Here is a 14,354-nt window from a genome sequence, read left to right as displayed (position 1 = left end):
GAATGTCTCAGCACGTCCAGCGCAACATCGACACGCCCCTTCGCAGCGGCCTGACCCGCACCCAACTCTGGGAAGCCGCCGACCTGGGTCTGATCAAATGCTGGGAAATCGGACGCCAACGCGCCACCCGCTTCCCCGACCTCGCGCAAAAATGTCTAGCCGGCGAACTGCCCGTGCTCGGCTGGAAAGGTGGCGTGAGCCGCAGCCTGAAGAAAACCGAAAAATATGGCTCGTTGAAGTATCTGGCGCAGTGGCAAGGCTTGCGTGGCGAGGATCTGGATATTGATTTGAGTGAAGAGCGTTCGCTGACCTGCTCGCGGACGAAGATGCGGGTGACGTTTACCCCGGATCGGACGAAGTATTTCAATCAGGTGGCGGAAGCCGAGGCTTAGCCGTGCGCAAGTCCGGTCGGTAGCAATCCGGGTACAGCGCGCACACGCCGTACTGTGCATCCAGATCGGCCATGTGCTGGTAAAACTGCTCAATCTCCCAGAACGTCTCATCCGCGACGGTCATCAGGTAGAAGTAACTGAGTTGATGATCGTTCGGCAGCACTAATGGAAACTCTGGCAGCGCGTCCATCCGCGGTGCATTGGCCAGAGCCGCTAGCATGGGCGTCGGAGCCTGGGACAACTGCTCGAAGTACTTTTCTTTATAAGCCGCAAGGCCGATGGCTTCGCCCTTGGCCCTGGCATCGATCAGTTGCGCGAGGTTTGCGCGGCGCTGCTGCCAGTACGCGGCTGGCAGGTCGACATTCATTTGTTGCTTATGTTTGGCCAACGCTTCGTCTGCGCTGACTTGGCGCTTTGGCTGGCCAGGATCGGCGGCGGCTCGCGCGTCGAGTTCCTTGAACGACAGCATGATCGTCGACTTGGCAAACATGCGCTCCATCAGTTCACGGCGTTGCGGGGTGTCCGGCAGTGACGGTGGTGGCGAGGCGCAACCGGCCAGCATCACGACGAGTACCAGCACAGCAAGCAGTGGTTTGAGTGACATGCATCGTCCTTGAAATCGGGAGGCAGAATTGGCCCAGCAGTTTATCTGAACCCGAATAAGCATTCCGAAACTCTCAAGGCATTACCTGATCCGTTGCAGCGCTGATTGAAAACCGCTCCCGATAGGCCTGCGGCGTCACGCCGATGGCCCGCAGGAAACTGCGGCGCAGCGTTTCTTCGCTACCAAACCCGCAATTGGCCGCGATCCGTTTCACCGGTAGACCGGTATCACTGAGCAAGCGCCGCGCCGTCTCGACGCGGATCAGTTCAATCGCCCGCGCCGGGGTCTGGCCGGTGTCGGCGCGGTAGTGACGGACAAAGCTGCGCTCGCTCATGCCGGCTTGCTCGGCAAGGGTCGGGACGCCGAGGTCGCAGGTGAGGTTCTCGGCGATCCACGCGTGCAGTTCATCAAAGCGGTTGCCCTGATTCTGCAACGACAAGGTCACGCTGAACTGCGATTGCCCGCCCGGGCGCTTGAGAAACACCACCAGATGCCGGGCGACGTCCAGGGCGATGTCGCTGCCCAGATCTTCTTCAACCATCGCCAGCGCCAGATCGATGCCGGCGGTGACACCCGCCGACGTCCACACCGGGCCGTCATTAATGAAAATCGGATTGGCCTCGACGTGCAAATTCGGATGTTGCTGCGCCAGTTGTTCGCAGCGGGTCCAGTGGGTGACCACGCGGCGGCCGTCGAGCCAGCCACTCGCGGCCAACAGAAACGCGCCGGTGCAGACCGAGGCTACCCGTCGACATTTGGCGGCGTGTTCGCGCACCCAATCCACCAAAAGCCCATCTTCAGCCGCCGGATAAATGCCCCAGCCACCGGCGATGATCAGCGTGTCGCTGGCCGCGTCCGGTAAAGGCTCGGCCAACACCGCCAAACCCGCCGACGACATCACCGCCCCGCCGCCGCTGGCGATCACGCTCGGCGCATAGGGAATCGGCATCCCGCGCTGGCGGGCGAGGTCGTTGGCCGAGGCGAACACCTGCAACGGCCCTGTGACATCTAGGATCTGCATATTGGCAAACGCGAGTACGTGGATGGCTTTGGGCATTTGGCGTAATTCGTGGGGTTATTGGCGTATGCGCCAGAACCTACGCGCCTACAGTGAAGCCGTCCACCCCTTTTCATGGAGCAAGAACGATGACGCTGCAGATCGGTTTTCTGTTGTTTCCACAGGTTCAGCAACTCGACCTGACCGGGCCTTATGACGTGCTCGCCTCGTTGCCGGACGTGCAGGTGCATCTGATCTGGAAAGATCTGATGCCGGTCACCGCCAGCACCGGTCTGCTGCTGAAACCGACCACCACGTTCGAGGATTGCCCGGATCTGGATGTGATCTGTGTGCCCGGTGGCGGCGGTGTCGGGCCATTGATGGAAGACGCGCAGACGCTGGACTTCATCAAACGCCAGGCCCTTCAGGCGAAGTACGTGACATCGGTGTGCACCGGTTCGCTGGTGCTTGGCGCGGCGGGTCTGCTGCAAGGCAAACGCGCGACCACGCATTGGGCGTATCACGATTTGCTGCCGACCTTGGGCGCGATTGCGGTGAAGGATCGGGTGGTGCGTGACGGCAATCTGTTTACCGGTGGCGGGATCACGGCGGGAATCGATTTTGCCTTGGTATTGGCTGAAGAGTTGGTGGGTGCCGACGCGGCGCAACTGATCCAGTTGCAATTGGAATATGCCCCGGCACCGCCGTTCAACGCGGGCAGTCCGGAGACTGCGCCGGGTGCAATTGTCGATGAAGCACGTCTGCGGGCGGCGCCATCGCTGAAGCTGCGCACGGAAATCACCGAGCGCGCGGCAGCGAAACTTGACCTGCGCTAGATCCCAATCCCTACACAAATCCCCTGTGGGAGCGAGCCTGCTCGCGAAGACGGCGGATCAGTCGACATCAATGGTGTCTGACCGACCGCTTTCGCGAGCAGGCTCGCTCCCACAGGGGATTTGTGTGTGGCCGGAGGTTTGTGTGCCGTCCCCACATTCCGCCACACCTTCACTTGTCCCCACGCCCTCGCCCGTGTAGAAAGCCCTTCCACAAATTTGCACAGGGACTTTCGATGAAGGCTTTGCCATGGCTCTATCTGGCACTTCTCAGCCTCGGTTACGGATGGGCGCTGAGCTTCGGTCACCTCGGCTGGCTGGCGCTGATTTCCATCGGGCTGCTGGTATTTGCAGGCTTTGCGGTGCGCCAGCAACAGGTGCCGGTCGCACGCTTTCTCGGCCATGGTCTGTTTATCGTGCTGGCTTTGGCGCTCGCCCTGCATTGGCTGCCGGGGTTCGCCAACGGTCGCGCCATTGATCCACAACGTTTCACCGACAACGCTGTGCCGTTCTCGATGTACCTGAATCTCGATAAACCGCTGATTGGCTTCTGGCTGTTGCTGGTGTGCCCGTGGATTATCGGGCGACGTTCATTGCGTCTGAGCGTGTACGCCACCGCCCTGGCCCTGACGCTGAGCGCGGTTCTCGCCCTTGGCGGCGCGCTGCTGCTGGGCGTGATCACTTGGGCGCCGAAGTGGCCGGATCAGGCATGGCTGTGGGTGCTGAACAACCTGCTGCTGGTGACACTGGTCGAAGAAGCGCTGTTTCGCGGCTATATACAGGGCGGTCTCAGTCAGCGCTTCAAACACCTGCCGTACGGTGAAAACCTCGCCCTGCTGCTGGCCTCGTTGCTGTTTGGTCTGGTGCATGCCGGTGCGGGCTGGACCTGGGTGTTGCTGGCAGGGCTGGCGGGGGTCGGCTATGGTCTGGCCTATCGTTTTGGCGGACTCGGCGCGGCGATCGCCACGCATTTTGGCCTGAACCTGCTGCATTTCGGCCTGTTCACCTATCCGATGCTCGCCGGCTGAAGCAAGCGCCGTTTTGCGACGCCGTGCCGATTATTGAAAAATAATTTCAATAAAAAGCTGTCACCGCCGACAACCTTTCAAAGCCTTGCGGATTGAAAAACCATGCGTAATAACCAGCCCATTACACAACGCGAACGGACTTTCCCGGCTCAGCAGCGGTTGATTTCCACAACCGACGCCAAGGGCGTGATCACCTACTGCAACGACGCATTCGTCGAAATCAGCGGGTTTTCGCGTGATGAACTGATCCGTGCGCCGCACAACCTGGTCCGTCACCCCGACGTCCCGGCGGCGGTGTTTTCGCACATGTGGGGCACACTGAAACAAGGCTTGCCATGGATGGGCATTGTCAAGAATCGCTGCAAGACCGGTGACCATTACTGGGTTAACGCCTACGTGACACCGGTGTTCGACGGCAATCAGGTGGTCGGTTACGAGTCGGTGCGGATCAAACCCACCGCCGAACAGATCCGCCGTGCCGAAGCGCTCTACCAACGCATCAACCAAGGCAAGTCGGCGATCCCTTCCAGCGACAAATGGCTGCCGGTGCTGCAAGACTGGCTGCCGTTCATTCTGGTCAGCCAACTGAGCTTCGTGATCGGCGCGACCCTGAATTCGCAGTGGGGCTTTGCCCTTGCCGCCGGCTTGTCAGTGCCGCTGGGCCTGATGGGCCTGCAATGGCAGCAACGCGGGCTCAAACGACTGCTGCGCCTGGCCGAGCAGACCACTTCCGACCCGTTGATCGCGCAGATGTACACCGACAGCCGTGGCGCCCAGGCACGTCTGGAAATGTCGATCCTCAGCCAGGAAGCCCGCCTGAAAACCTGCCTGACCCGTCTGCAAGACACCGCCGAGCACCTGACCGATCAGGCCAAACAGTCCGACGCCCTGGCGCACAACAGCTCCAGCGGTCTGGAACGTCAGCGCGTGGAAACCGAACAGGTCGCCACCGCCGTCAATCAAATGGCCGCGACCACTCAGGAAGTGGCGAGCCACGTACAGCGCACGGCTGACGCCACTCAGGAAGCCAATCGCCTGACCGGTCGCGGCCGTGACATCGCCGGGGAAACCCGCGAAGCTATTCAGCGTTTGTCCGTGGTCGTCGGGGAAACCGGTCTGACCGTGACCCAACTGGCCAAGGACAGCGACGAAATCGGCGGCGTAGTTGATGTGATCAAAGGCATCGCCGACCAGACCAACCTGCTCGCGCTTAACGCGGCGATTGAAGCCGCGCGTGCCGGCGAGATGGGTCGTGGATTTGCGGTGGTGGCTGACGAAGTGCGTCAACTGGCGCAACGCACCAGCGAATCAACTGGGCAGATTCACGCCTTGATCGCCAAGTTGCAGCAAACGGCTTCGAGTGCCGTGCAAACCATGGAAGCCGGGCATCGCCAAGCCGAAGAAGGTGTAGCGCGGGTGCTGGAAGCGGATCAGGCGTTGGTCGGCATCAGTGAAGCGGTGGCCAATATCACCGACATGACCACGCAGATTGCTGCCGCGACCGAAGAGCAAAGTGCGGTGGCTGAGGAGATCAGCCGTAATATCAGCAATATTTCGGAGCTGGCGGATCAAACGTCGGAGCAGGCGCATAACTCGGCGTTGCTGAGTGAAGAGCTGACGAAGACGGCGAATACGCAGTACTCGCTGGTGGAGCGGTTTAACCGCTGATTGCTCTAGCAGGATAAAAAAACCGGACAGCGAAAGCTTCCGGTTTTTTATTATCTGAAAAAACAAAAAGGCGAAAATGCACATTCCGCGAACTTTGTCTAGCTGACAACTCTGACAGTAGACAACATTCTAACAACTGAATATCTATGAAATACCGCTCGATCAATCGACGGGACCCCTCCTACGAGACAGAAGGATTTCATCGTGAACTTCAGAGATTTTTATAACGAAGAAAACACCCCTCAGATAAATAACTTCGAAACAGAGGACAACGAATTTCAGTGGCAGATCGATTCTTTATCCACCGAAGCCCAAAGAACATTATTCTATAAATCAAGCACGACAACTAACAACTCATGGATATTTTATGGCTCCGTAGGCTCCGTCGATTCAGAGAATCTTTTTGGTTTTATGCTCGCAGTGCCGTATATCAACGAAGACATACTGGAAGGCACTTATACACTTGCAACGGGCTTGTACTGTGATCACAGGCATTCAATAAAGAAGGGCGGGCTGAAAGGCTGGCGAGTTATCCAAGCGGAGGCTGCGACACTGAGCATTAAGCTGGACCCTGTAAAAGGGACTGTTGAAGGTAAGTTCGACGCCATATTTGCAAAAACAAAACCAGACGAAACTCCCGAACAAATAAGTCCCAAAGGTACTTTCAATTTAAAAAGAGATGACCTGAAAGCCAAACAATATTTTGAGGCATTGTCGGATATTGTTTGATGTACCGCAAAGAAATAACGGGAAGTTGACCTGTGATTTTGGTGTTATCTGTGATGCCGCTTTCGCGAGCAGGCTCACTCCTACATTGGATCTGCGGTGGTCACAGATTATGTGCCCGACAACAATCCCCTGTGGGAGCGAGCCTGCTCGCGAAGAGGCCATTACAGCTAGCGAAATTACTGAGGCAACTTCAGCTTATCCAGCAGCCGATTGACCAACAGCTCGTTCAACATGATCACCTGTTGCAGCGCCAGCAGCGGTTTGCGCTCCGGGCCGCCGATTGAGTTGGCGATGTTGCCGGCCATGGCATGGGCGTATGAAAGCGACTCGCTCGCTTCGACCAGTAGGGTTTCGTCATCCAGCGTGGGGTCGACAAGATAGACCGGGCGAAACTTGGGCGAGCTTGGTGGGGCTCCCAGTGCTTCTGGTCTGAGGTAGTAGTCGAGGGCGCGATCGGTTGCTTCTTTGATCTTTTGCGGGCTAATCGCGGGGTCGTGTGGGATTGGATCGGTAACGGGCGGGTTTGGTGTGATTTTGAACATAGGTGTAACTCCAGTTTCGAATATTAGGAGCCATCACCCTCGCTACCAAACGAATGGGTGGTGGCCATACGTGGGTTGGTAGACCGGTCGAAACGGGAAACCCGGCGCTCACGAATGAGCCCCACGCATGCCCACCATAAAAATCTGAGCCCCCAAAAAGGGACTGCATACGGTGACGCCATACGGTTTCGAAGCGGGCTACCAAACCCGATCACTGTTTTTCAGTGACAGGGACACGATACAACCCACCTCATAGCCGCGTAAGCAGGCGGATTCTGGCGTACGCGTAGGTAACGGCGCAAGGTGTTGTAGGCCCCGTGGCGTAACGGGCTGTGTACTTTAAACGCGCTCACGGAATCATGTTTACGCGCAGGAAATGCTGGACAGAGAGCGCTTCCAGTTTTTTATCGTGTCAGCGAAATCGCCCCTCACCCTAGCCCTCTCCCAGAGGGAGAGGGGACTGATCGCGGTGTTTGGGAGAGGTACGCCGATGTGCAATACCGCGTTGAACTCAGGCTTTGAAAAGCTTCCAAATCGGCTCCCTCTCCCTCGGGAGAGGGCTGGGGTGAGGGGCAGTCACAACACAAATTAACAGCCGAACACCGCTTGGCCCTTCACCACTCAATAGGCCGAGTGTCAGCTCGCCTGCTTTTGATCTTGATCCACGGGCGACGTCGGAAGGCTGAGTGGAGGGATTGATCCGGGCGTGGGAGCGCAGCGACCGTTCGACGCAGTCGAACACAGCGGGAGTAGGTGCAGCGAAGCAAACCGGAGACGCTGCGCACGGATCGATCCCGGAGCGAAGGAACCCCGAGCCTTAGCGAGCGGGCCGGACGTAGGAGCAAGCGTTTTTGGTTACTTTTTAGGCGTTTGTAAAAAGTGACCCGCCGTAAGGGCGGAACCCTAAGTGGCCGTTACCGAAGCAATGGATATGTACCCAAAAAATATGTCGTAGCTGAAATCGATCCCCCTCACCCCAGCCCTCTCCCCCATGGGGGCGAGGGGAAAGGGAGCAGATCTTCATGCAGTTCAAAATCTCAGACCAGCTCGGTCAGCTGCTGAGAAACCCGGCTACTTTCTGCGCGGCGCTGGCCAAATGCTGTTCATGGGTAAAACCTGAAGCCTTGAGCGGTTTCAAATCATGATCCCCGGCCACCAGCCAAAACACCTTGATACTCGGTGACAAGGTGTAAGCCTCAACCGCCTCCCGATTGCCCAGCGCATCCCGCTCCCCCTGCACAATCAACGTCCGAGTCTGCAAAGAAGCCAAATGCTCAACCCGAGGCTTCTCCGGCTTCCCCACCGCATAAAACGGATAGCCCAAACACACCAACGCATCGGCACCCAACTCGTCAGCCAAAAGACTCGCCATCCGCCCACCCATAGACTTCCCGCCAACGGCCAAAACCCCAGCGACATGACGCCGCACCTCGGCATACACCTCACGCCAACATTCCTGCAGTTTCGCAGCAGGATTCGGCGGCCGCTTCACCCCATCCACCCGCCGCTGCGCCATATACGGAAACTCAAACCGCAACACATTCACCCCAAGCCCGGCAAGGCGCCCAGCCATATCATTCATCCAGTCACTGTCCATCGGCGCACCAGCACCATGAGCAAGGATCAACGTCGCCGAAGCCTCACCACTGGCGCCATCCCAAAGCCACCCATGATCACGCACGCACTGCGCCCATTGATCCCCGTCAATACTGGCCTTGTGCTGTTTGTCCATGCTTGCCTCGCTTTTAGTCTGCCTATAACTCCAGACGAAGGATCCGCCGCATCTTTTGCGCGCGCTCACTTCGGCTGAACCGTGGATGGGGAACCATGAACACTTCTATCAGTACCGCCTACAACTACAAGGTGGTCCGCCAATTCGCCATTATGACGGTGGTGTGGGGCATCGTCGGCATGGGGCTCGGGGTTTTTCTCGCGGCCCAATTGGTCTGGCCCGAACTCAACTTCAACTTGCCCTGGACCAGTTTCGGCCGTCTGCGCCCGCTGCACACCAACGCGGTGATCTTCGCGTTCGGCGGCTGCGCGCTGTTCGCCAGTTCATTCTACTCGGTGCAACGAACCTGCCAGACCCAATTGTTCGCGCCAAAAATCGCCGCGTTCTGCTTCTGGGGCTGGCAACTGGTGATCCTGCTGGCGGCGATCAGCCTGCCACTGGGTTACACCAGTTCCAAGGAATACGCCGAGCTGGAATGGCCGATCGACATCCTGATCACCATTGTCTGGGTCGCCTACGCGATCGTGTTCTTCGGCACGATCATGCAGCGCAAGACCAAGCACATTTATGTGGGCAACTGGTTCTTCGGCGCGTTCATCATCACCGTGGCGATTCTGCACATCGTCAACAACCTTGAGTTGCCGGTGAGTTTCACCAAGTCGTACTCGGTGTACGCCGGTGCAACCGACGCGATGGTGCAATGGTGGTACGGCCACAACGCCGTAGGCTTTTTCCTCACCGCCGGTTTCCTCGGGATGATGTACTACTTCGTGCCGAAACAGGCCGAGCGTCCGGTGTATTCGTATCGCCTGTCGATCGTGCACTTCTGGGCGTTGATCACCCTGTACATCTGGGCCGGCCCGCACCACTTGCACTACACCGCGCTGCCGGACTGGGCGCAGTCGCTGGGCATGGTGATGTCGCTGATTCTGCTGGCACCGAGCTGGGGCGGCATGATCAACGGCATGATGACCCTCTCGGGCGCCTGGCATAAGTTGCGCAGCGACCCGATCCTGCGCTTCCTCGTGGTCTCACTGGCGTTCTACGGCATGTCGACCTTCGAAGGTCCGATGATGGCGATCAAGACCGTCAACGCCCTCTCCCACTACACCGACTGGACCATCGGCCACGTTCACGCTGGCGCCCTCGGTTGGGTGGCGATGATTTCCATCGGCGCGCTGTACCACATGATCCCGAAAATCTTCGGCAAGGCGCAGATGCACAGCGTTGGCCTGATCAATGCGCACTTCTGGCTCGCGACCATCGGCACCGTGCTCTACATCGCTTCGATGTGGGTCAACGGCATCGCTCAGGGCCTGATGTGGCGCGCAGTCAACGAGGACGGCACGCTCACCTACTCCTTCGTCGAAACCCTGGTGGCCAGCCACCCAGGCTTCGTCGTGCGGCTGATTGGTGGGGCGATCTTCCTCAGCGGCATGTTCCTGATGGCTTACAACACCTGGCGCACCGTGCGGGCCTCGCAGCCTGCTGACGTCGTTGCTGCCGCGCAGATGGCCTGAGGAGTCGACCATGAAACACGAAACGATTGAAAAGAACGTCGGCCTGTTGATGTTGCTCATGGTGTTTGCCGTGAGCATCGGCGGCCTGACCCAGATCGTCCCGCTGTTCTTCCAGGACGTCACCAACAAACCGGTCGAAGGCATGAAGCCGTATACCGCGCTGCAACTGGAAGGCCGCGACATCTATATCCGTGAAGGCTGCGTCGGTTGCCACTCGCAGATGATCCGTCCGTTCCGCGCCGAAACCGAACGCTACGGGCACTACTCGGTAGCGGGCGAAAGCGTCTGGGATCACCCGTTCCTGTGGGGTTCGAAACGTACCGGTCCGGATCTGGCCCGGGTCGGCGCGCGTTACTCGGATGACTGGCACCGCGCGCACTTGTACAACCCGCGCAACGTTGTGCCGGAGTCGAAGATGCCGGCCTATCCGTGGCTGGTCACCCAAGCGGTCGACAGCAGTCACACCGAAACCAAGCTCAAAGTCATGCGCACCCTCGGCGTGCCGTACACCGACGACGACATCAGCGGCGCGGTGGCCAGCCTCAAGGGCAAGACCGAAATGGACGCCCTCGTCTCCTACCTGCAAGTGCTCGGCACTGCGATCAAGAGCAAGAGGTGAGCACGATGATTATTGAAATGAGTGCAGGCCTGATTCGCGGCCTCGGCACGGTCGTGGTGTTCGTTGCCTTCGTGGGTTTGACGCTTTGGGTGTTCAACCGCAAGCGCACGCCGGAGTTCGCCGAAGCACGTCTGCTGCCGTTCGCCGACGAACCGCAAGCCGAAACAACCCAAGCAAATGAGACAAGGAGTACCCGGCCATGACCACCTTCTGGAGTACGTGGATCTGCGTACTGACCATCGGCAGCCTGATCGGCCTGACGTGGCTGCTGATCGGCACCCGCCGGGGCGAGACCAAGGGCAGCGTCGACCAGACCATGGGCCACAGCTTCGACGGCATCGAGGAGTACGACAACCCGCTGCCGCAGTGGTGGTTCATGCTGTTCGCCGGCACGCTGGTGTTTTCCGTGGGCTATCTGATCCTCTATCCGGGCCTGGGCAACTGGAAAGGCATCCTGCCGGGTTACGAGGATGGCTGGACCGGCGTGCACGAGTGGGAAAAGGAAATGAACAAGGCTGATGCCAAGTTCGGGCCGATCTTCGCCAAGTTCGCCGCCATGCCGGTGGAAGAAGTGGCGAAGGATCCGCAGGCGCTGAAAATGGGTGGCCGCTTGTTCGCCTCCAACTGCTCGGTGTGCCACGGTTCCGACGCCAAGGGCGCGTTCGGTTTCCCTAACCTCGCCGACAGTGACTGGCGCTGGGGCGGCGACGCCGAGACCATCAAATCCACCATCATGGGTGGCCGGATGGCGGCAATGCCGGCCTGGGGTGAAGTGTTGGGCGAGGCCGGAGTGAAAAACGTCGCCGCTTATGTCCGTCATGAACTGGCCGGTCTGCCATTGCCCGCCGACAGCAAGGCCGACCTGCAAGCCGGACAGCAAGCGTTCAGTACCACCTGCGTAGCCTGTCATGGGGCAACCGGCCACGGCACTGAAGCCATGGGTGCGCCGAATCTGACGCACCCGGCCGGGTTTATCTATGGCACCAGCCTGACCCAACTTGAACAGACCATCCGCCATGGTCGCCAGGGCCACATGCCGGCGCAGAACGAGCTGCTGGGTAACGATAAAGTGCAATTGCTCGCCGCTTATGTGTACAGCCTGTCGCATGGATTGAATACAGAAAAACTGATTACTGAAGACAACAAGAAGTAAGCATTGCGTACACCTCTGCCGCACCATTCTCGGTGCGGCAGCATCCCGCCCCTTTGCGACGCATTGTCGCACCCCTTCACGCCCTCACCTTTCGGTTCCCCGGATTCGGGTCTACGCTTGCTCGATGCGGACTGGCTTGTGCCGGTTCCAGGTCAACGCTGACTGCTGTGTTCCGCGAACCGGCTGACTGATGTGGCCGCAAACGCCGGTAGATACCGGCTGTCGTGCCATTTACCGTCCGTCACCCGCACCGAGCGTTTGAACACACCCCGTTACAAGCGACCTGAACCCCTCGCTTTTTTCGTCCGCTGCGACATTTTGTCCGAGGCTGATTTTGTCCTTACGCGGCGCATGGAAAGGCCGCAGAATCAGCCTTGGAAAGCATTGACCCAGGTCATGGCGCGTTGCAATGACCCCCTGCTCTCTGCATACTTGCGGCCGATTTTAATCCTAATAAAACACCCAAACCGTGGAACCTTAGAATGAGTACAGCAATCAGTCCGACTGCTTATAACTATAAGGTAGTCCGCCAGTTCGCCATCATGACGGTGGTCTGGGGGATCCTTGGCATGGGGCTCGGTGTCTTCATCGCCTCGCAACTGGTTTGGCCGGAGTTGAACTTCGGTCTGCCGTGGACGAGCTTTGGACGCCTGCGCCCGTTGCACACAAACCTGGTGATTTTCGCCTTCGGTGGTTGTGCACTGTTTGCCACTTCCTACTATGTCGTGCAGCGAACCTGCCAGACGCGACTGATCTCCGACAGCCTCGCCGCCTTCACCTTCTGGGGCTGGCAAGCGGTCATCATCGGCGCGATCATTACCTTGCCGCTGGGTTACACCACCACCAAGGAATACGCGGAACTGGAATGGCCGATCGCCATTTTGCTGGCCATTGTCTGGGTCACCTACGGTCTGGTGTTCTTCGGCACCATCACCAAGCGCAAAACCAAGCACATCTATGTCGGTAACTGGTTCTACGGCGCGTTCATCGTCGTGACCGCGATGCTGCACATCGTCAACCACATGTCGCTGCCGGTGAACCTGTTCAAGTCCTACTCCGCCTACTCGGGCGCGACGGATGCGATGATCCAGTGGTGGTACGGCCACAACGCCGTGGGTTTCTTCCTGACCACCGGTTTCCTCGGGATGATGTACTACTTCGTGCCGAAACAGGCCGAACGTCCGATCTATTCCTATCGCCTGTCGATCGTGCACTTCTGGGCCCTGATCACCCTGTACATCTGGGCCGGCCCGCACCACCTGCACTACACCGCGCTGCCGGATTGGGCACAATCGCTGGGCATGGCGATGTCGATCATTCTCCTGGCGCCAAGCTGGGGCGGCATGATCAACGGCATGATGACCCTGTCGGGAGCCTGGCATAAGCTGCGCACCGACCCGATCCTGCGTTTCCTCGTCGTTTCGCTGGCGTTCTACGGCATGTCGACCTTCGAAGGGCCGATGATGGCGATCAAGACCGTCAACTCGCTCTCGCACTACACCGACTGGACCATCGGCCACGTTCACGCCGGTGCCTTGGGCTGGGTTGCGATGATCTCGATCGGCGCGATCTACCACATGATCCCGAAACTGTTCGGTCGTGCGCAGATGCACAGTGTCGGCCTGATCAACGCGCACTTCTGGCTCGCGACGATCGGCACCGTGCTCTACATCGCTTCGATGTGGGTCAACGGCATCACTCAGGGCCTGATGTGGCGTGCAATCAACGACGACGGCACCCTCACCTACTCGTTCGTTGAAGCACTGCAGGCCAGCCACCCGGGCTACATCGTCCGCGCCCTGGGCGGTGCATTCTTCGCCAGCGGCATGTTCCTGATGGCTTACAACGTCTGGCGCACCGTGCGCGCCTCGAACCCGGTTGAAGCTGAAGCCGCTGCCCAGATCGCTGTCGTTGGAGCTCACTGATGAAGCATGAAGCTGTCGAGAAGAATATTGGCCTGCTGGCCTTCTTCATGGTCATCGCCGTCAGCGTTGGCGGCCTGACTCAAATCGTTCCGCTGTTTTTCCAGGACGTCACCAACAAGCCGGTCGAAGGCATGAAGCCGCGCCCGGCCCTGGAACTGGAAGGCCGCGACGTTTACATCGCCAACGGTTGTGTCGGCTGCCACTCGCAGATGATCCGTCCGTTCCGCGCTGAAACCGAACGCTACGGCCACTACTCGGTGGCCGGTGAAAGCGTTTGGGATCACCCGTTCCTGTGGGGTTCCAAGCGTACCGGTCCGGATCTGGCTCGCGTCGGTGGTCGTTACTCCGATGACTGGCACCGTGCGCACTTGTACAACCCGCGCAACGTGGTGCCTGAGTCGAAAATGCCGGCCTACCCGTTCCTCGTGGAAAACAAGCTCGACGGCAAGGAAACCGCCAAGAAAATGGAGGTTTTGCGCACCCTCGGCGTCCCTTACACCGACGAAGACATCGCCGGTGCACAGGCTGCCGTGAAGGGCAAAACCGAAATGGACGCGCTGGTGGCCTATCTGCAAGGCCTGGGCACCATCATCAAAAGCAAACGGTGAATTA

Annotated in this window: 15 protein-coding genes; 11 read left to right on the top strand and 4 right to left on the bottom strand. The window is 58.9% G+C overall.

Features of this window, described 5'->3' with window-relative positions:
- The first annotated feature begins 2 nt into the window (after positions 1–2).
- Complete coding sequence (locus ACZZ0G_RS21795; protein WP_463557473.1) at positions 3–392, top strand: hypothetical protein; 390 nt, start codon at positions 3–5, stop codon at positions 390–392.
- On the opposite strand, the gene ACZZ0G_RS21790 is transcribed toward ACZZ0G_RS21795, so the two are convergent.
- Both ACZZ0G_RS21790 and ACZZ0G_RS21785 read right to left on the bottom strand, forming a co-directional pair.
- Positions 364–996 (bottom strand): hypothetical protein, encoded by a 633-nt coding sequence (locus ACZZ0G_RS21790; protein WP_463557472.1) that lies wholly within the window; start codon positions 994–996, stop codon positions 364–366. The genes ACZZ0G_RS21795 and ACZZ0G_RS21790 overlap by 29 nt on opposite strands.
- A gap of 73 nt (positions 997–1,069) precedes the next feature.
- Positions 1,070–2,053 carry a GlxA family transcriptional regulator gene (locus tag ACZZ0G_RS21785; protein WP_463557471.1) on the bottom strand — a complete coding sequence of 328 codons (984 nt, stop codon included), beginning with the start codon at positions 2,051–2,053 and terminating at the stop codon, positions 1,070–1,072.
- An 89-nt stretch (positions 2,054–2,142) separates the two neighbouring features.
- Here ACZZ0G_RS21785 and inhA point away from each other — a divergent pair, with 89 nt between their 5' ends.
- The 4 genes from inhA (at position 2,143) to ACZZ0G_RS21765 (ending at position 6,251) form a co-directional block, all read left to right on the top strand.
- On the top strand, positions 2,143–2,829 hold the full coding sequence (inhA, locus tag ACZZ0G_RS21780) for an isonitrile hydratase (protein WP_463557470.1): 687 nt from the start codon (positions 2,143–2,145) through the stop codon (positions 2,827–2,829).
- A gap of 233 nt (positions 2,830–3,062) precedes the next feature.
- The gene (locus ACZZ0G_RS21775) at positions 3,063–3,854 is read left to right on the top strand and encodes a lysostaphin resistance A-like protein (protein ID WP_463557469.1); all 792 of its coding nucleotides are present in this window, start codon (positions 3,063–3,065) and stop codon (positions 3,852–3,854) included.
- Between the two features lie 102 nt (positions 3,855–3,956).
- Positions 3,957–5,522, top strand: coding sequence for a methyl-accepting chemotaxis protein (locus tag ACZZ0G_RS21770; protein WP_463557468.1), 1,566 nt, complete (start codon positions 3,957–3,959; stop codon positions 5,520–5,522).
- A gap of 204 nt (positions 5,523–5,726) precedes the next feature.
- A complete protein-coding gene (locus ACZZ0G_RS21765) occupies positions 5,727–6,251 on the top strand; it encodes a hypothetical protein (RefSeq protein WP_463557467.1) in 525 nt (174 codons plus the stop codon).
- A gap of 176 nt (positions 6,252–6,427) precedes the next feature.
- Here ACZZ0G_RS21765 and ACZZ0G_RS21760 read toward each other — a convergent pair whose 3' ends face one another.
- Together ACZZ0G_RS21760 and ACZZ0G_RS21755 are read right to left on the bottom strand one after the other, a co-directional pair.
- Complete coding sequence (locus ACZZ0G_RS21760; RefSeq protein ID WP_134174955.1) at positions 6,428–6,793, bottom strand: DUF6124 family protein; 366 nt, start codon at positions 6,791–6,793, stop codon at positions 6,428–6,430.
- 1,051 nt (positions 6,794–7,844) lie between these two features.
- The gene (locus tag ACZZ0G_RS21755; RefSeq protein WP_463558874.1) at positions 7,845–8,525 is read right to left on the bottom strand and encodes an alpha/beta family hydrolase; all 681 of its coding nucleotides are present in this window, start codon (positions 8,523–8,525) and stop codon (positions 7,845–7,847) included.
- 95 nt (positions 8,526–8,620) lie between these two features.
- Between ACZZ0G_RS21755 and ccoN (ACZZ0G_RS21750) the strand changes: the two genes are divergently transcribed.
- From ccoN (ACZZ0G_RS21750) to ccoO (ACZZ0G_RS21725), 6 genes are all read left to right on the top strand, one after another.
- Positions 8,621–10,045: a cytochrome-c oxidase, cbb3-type subunit I gene (gene ccoN / locus ACZZ0G_RS21750; protein WP_008082029.1), complete on the top strand. Its 1,425-nt coding sequence runs from the start codon at positions 8,621–8,623 to the stop codon at positions 10,043–10,045.
- A gap of 10 nt (positions 10,046–10,055) precedes the next feature.
- Positions 10,056–10,664 carry a cytochrome-c oxidase, cbb3-type subunit II gene (gene ccoO / locus ACZZ0G_RS21745; RefSeq protein WP_008082031.1) on the top strand — a complete coding sequence of 203 codons (609 nt, stop codon included), beginning with the start codon at positions 10,056–10,058 and terminating at the stop codon, positions 10,662–10,664.
- A gap of 5 nt (positions 10,665–10,669) precedes the next feature.
- Positions 10,670–10,867, top strand: a complete 198-nt coding sequence (locus ACZZ0G_RS21740; protein WP_077572245.1) for a cbb3-type cytochrome oxidase subunit 3 — start codon at positions 10,670–10,672, stop codon at positions 10,865–10,867.
- Positions 10,864–11,817 (top strand): cytochrome-c oxidase, cbb3-type subunit III, encoded by a 954-nt coding sequence (gene ccoP / locus ACZZ0G_RS21735; RefSeq protein WP_463557466.1) that lies wholly within the window; start codon positions 10,864–10,866, stop codon positions 11,815–11,817. The genes ACZZ0G_RS21740 and ccoP overlap by 4 nt, the downstream gene beginning before the upstream one ends.
- Before the next feature lie 482 nt (positions 11,818–12,299).
- Entirely contained in the window at positions 12,300–13,742 is a 1,443-nt protein-coding gene (ccoN, locus tag ACZZ0G_RS21730; RefSeq protein ID WP_463557465.1) for a cytochrome-c oxidase, cbb3-type subunit I, read from the top strand.
- On the top strand, positions 13,742–14,350 hold the full coding sequence (ccoO, locus tag ACZZ0G_RS21725; protein ID WP_158959430.1) for a cytochrome-c oxidase, cbb3-type subunit II: 609 nt from the start codon (positions 13,742–13,744) through the stop codon (positions 14,348–14,350). Before ccoN (ACZZ0G_RS21730) ends, ccoO (ACZZ0G_RS21725) begins: the two co-directional genes overlap by 1 nt.
- Positions 14,351–14,354: the final 4 nt, after the last annotated feature.

The sequence above is a fragment of the Pseudomonas sp. AC169 genome, from assembly GCF_979258515.1.
The sequence above is the reverse complement of the archived record's forward strand: the minus strand, read 5'-3'. Positions and strand labels throughout refer to the sequence as shown.

Excerpts from the sequence above, each read along its gene's own strand:
- ACZZ0G_RS21795 (WP_463557473.1), top strand. The coding sequence starts at position 3 with ATGTCTCAGCACGTCCAGCGCAACATCGACACGCCCCTTCGCAGCGGC.
- ACZZ0G_RS21790 (WP_463557472.1), bottom strand. The coding sequence starts at position 996 with ATGTCACTCAAACCACTGCTTGCTGTGCTGGTACTCGTCGTGATGCTG.
- ACZZ0G_RS21785 (WP_463557471.1), bottom strand. The coding sequence starts at position 2,053 with ATGCCCAAAGCCATCCACGTACTCGCGTTTGCCAATATGCAGATCCTA.
- inhA (WP_463557470.1), top strand. The coding sequence starts at position 2,143 with ATGACGCTGCAGATCGGTTTTCTGTTGTTTCCACAGGTTCAGCAACTC.
- ACZZ0G_RS21775 (WP_463557469.1), top strand. The coding sequence starts at position 3,063 with ATGAAGGCTTTGCCATGGCTCTATCTGGCACTTCTCAGCCTCGGTTAC.
- ACZZ0G_RS21770 (WP_463557468.1), top strand. The coding sequence starts at position 3,957 with ATGCGTAATAACCAGCCCATTACACAACGCGAACGGACTTTCCCGGCT.
- ACZZ0G_RS21760 (WP_134174955.1), bottom strand. The coding sequence starts at position 6,793 with ATGTTCAAAATCACACCAAACCCGCCCGTTACCGATCCAATCCCACAC.
- ACZZ0G_RS21755 (WP_463558874.1), bottom strand. The coding sequence starts at position 8,525 with ATGGACAAACAGCACAAGGCCAGTATTGACGGGGATCAATGGGCGCAG.
- ccoN (WP_008082029.1), top strand. The coding sequence starts at position 8,621 with ATGAACACTTCTATCAGTACCGCCTACAACTACAAGGTGGTCCGCCAA.
- ccoO (WP_008082031.1), top strand. The coding sequence starts at position 10,056 with ATGAAACACGAAACGATTGAAAAGAACGTCGGCCTGTTGATGTTGCTC.
- ACZZ0G_RS21740 (WP_077572245.1), top strand. The coding sequence starts at position 10,670 with ATGATTATTGAAATGAGTGCAGGCCTGATTCGCGGCCTCGGCACGGTC.
- ccoP (WP_463557466.1), top strand. The coding sequence starts at position 10,864 with ATGACCACCTTCTGGAGTACGTGGATCTGCGTACTGACCATCGGCAGC.
- ccoN (WP_463557465.1), top strand. The coding sequence starts at position 12,300 with ATGAGTACAGCAATCAGTCCGACTGCTTATAACTATAAGGTAGTCCGC.
- ccoO (WP_158959430.1), top strand. The coding sequence starts at position 13,742 with ATGAAGCATGAAGCTGTCGAGAAGAATATTGGCCTGCTGGCCTTCTTC.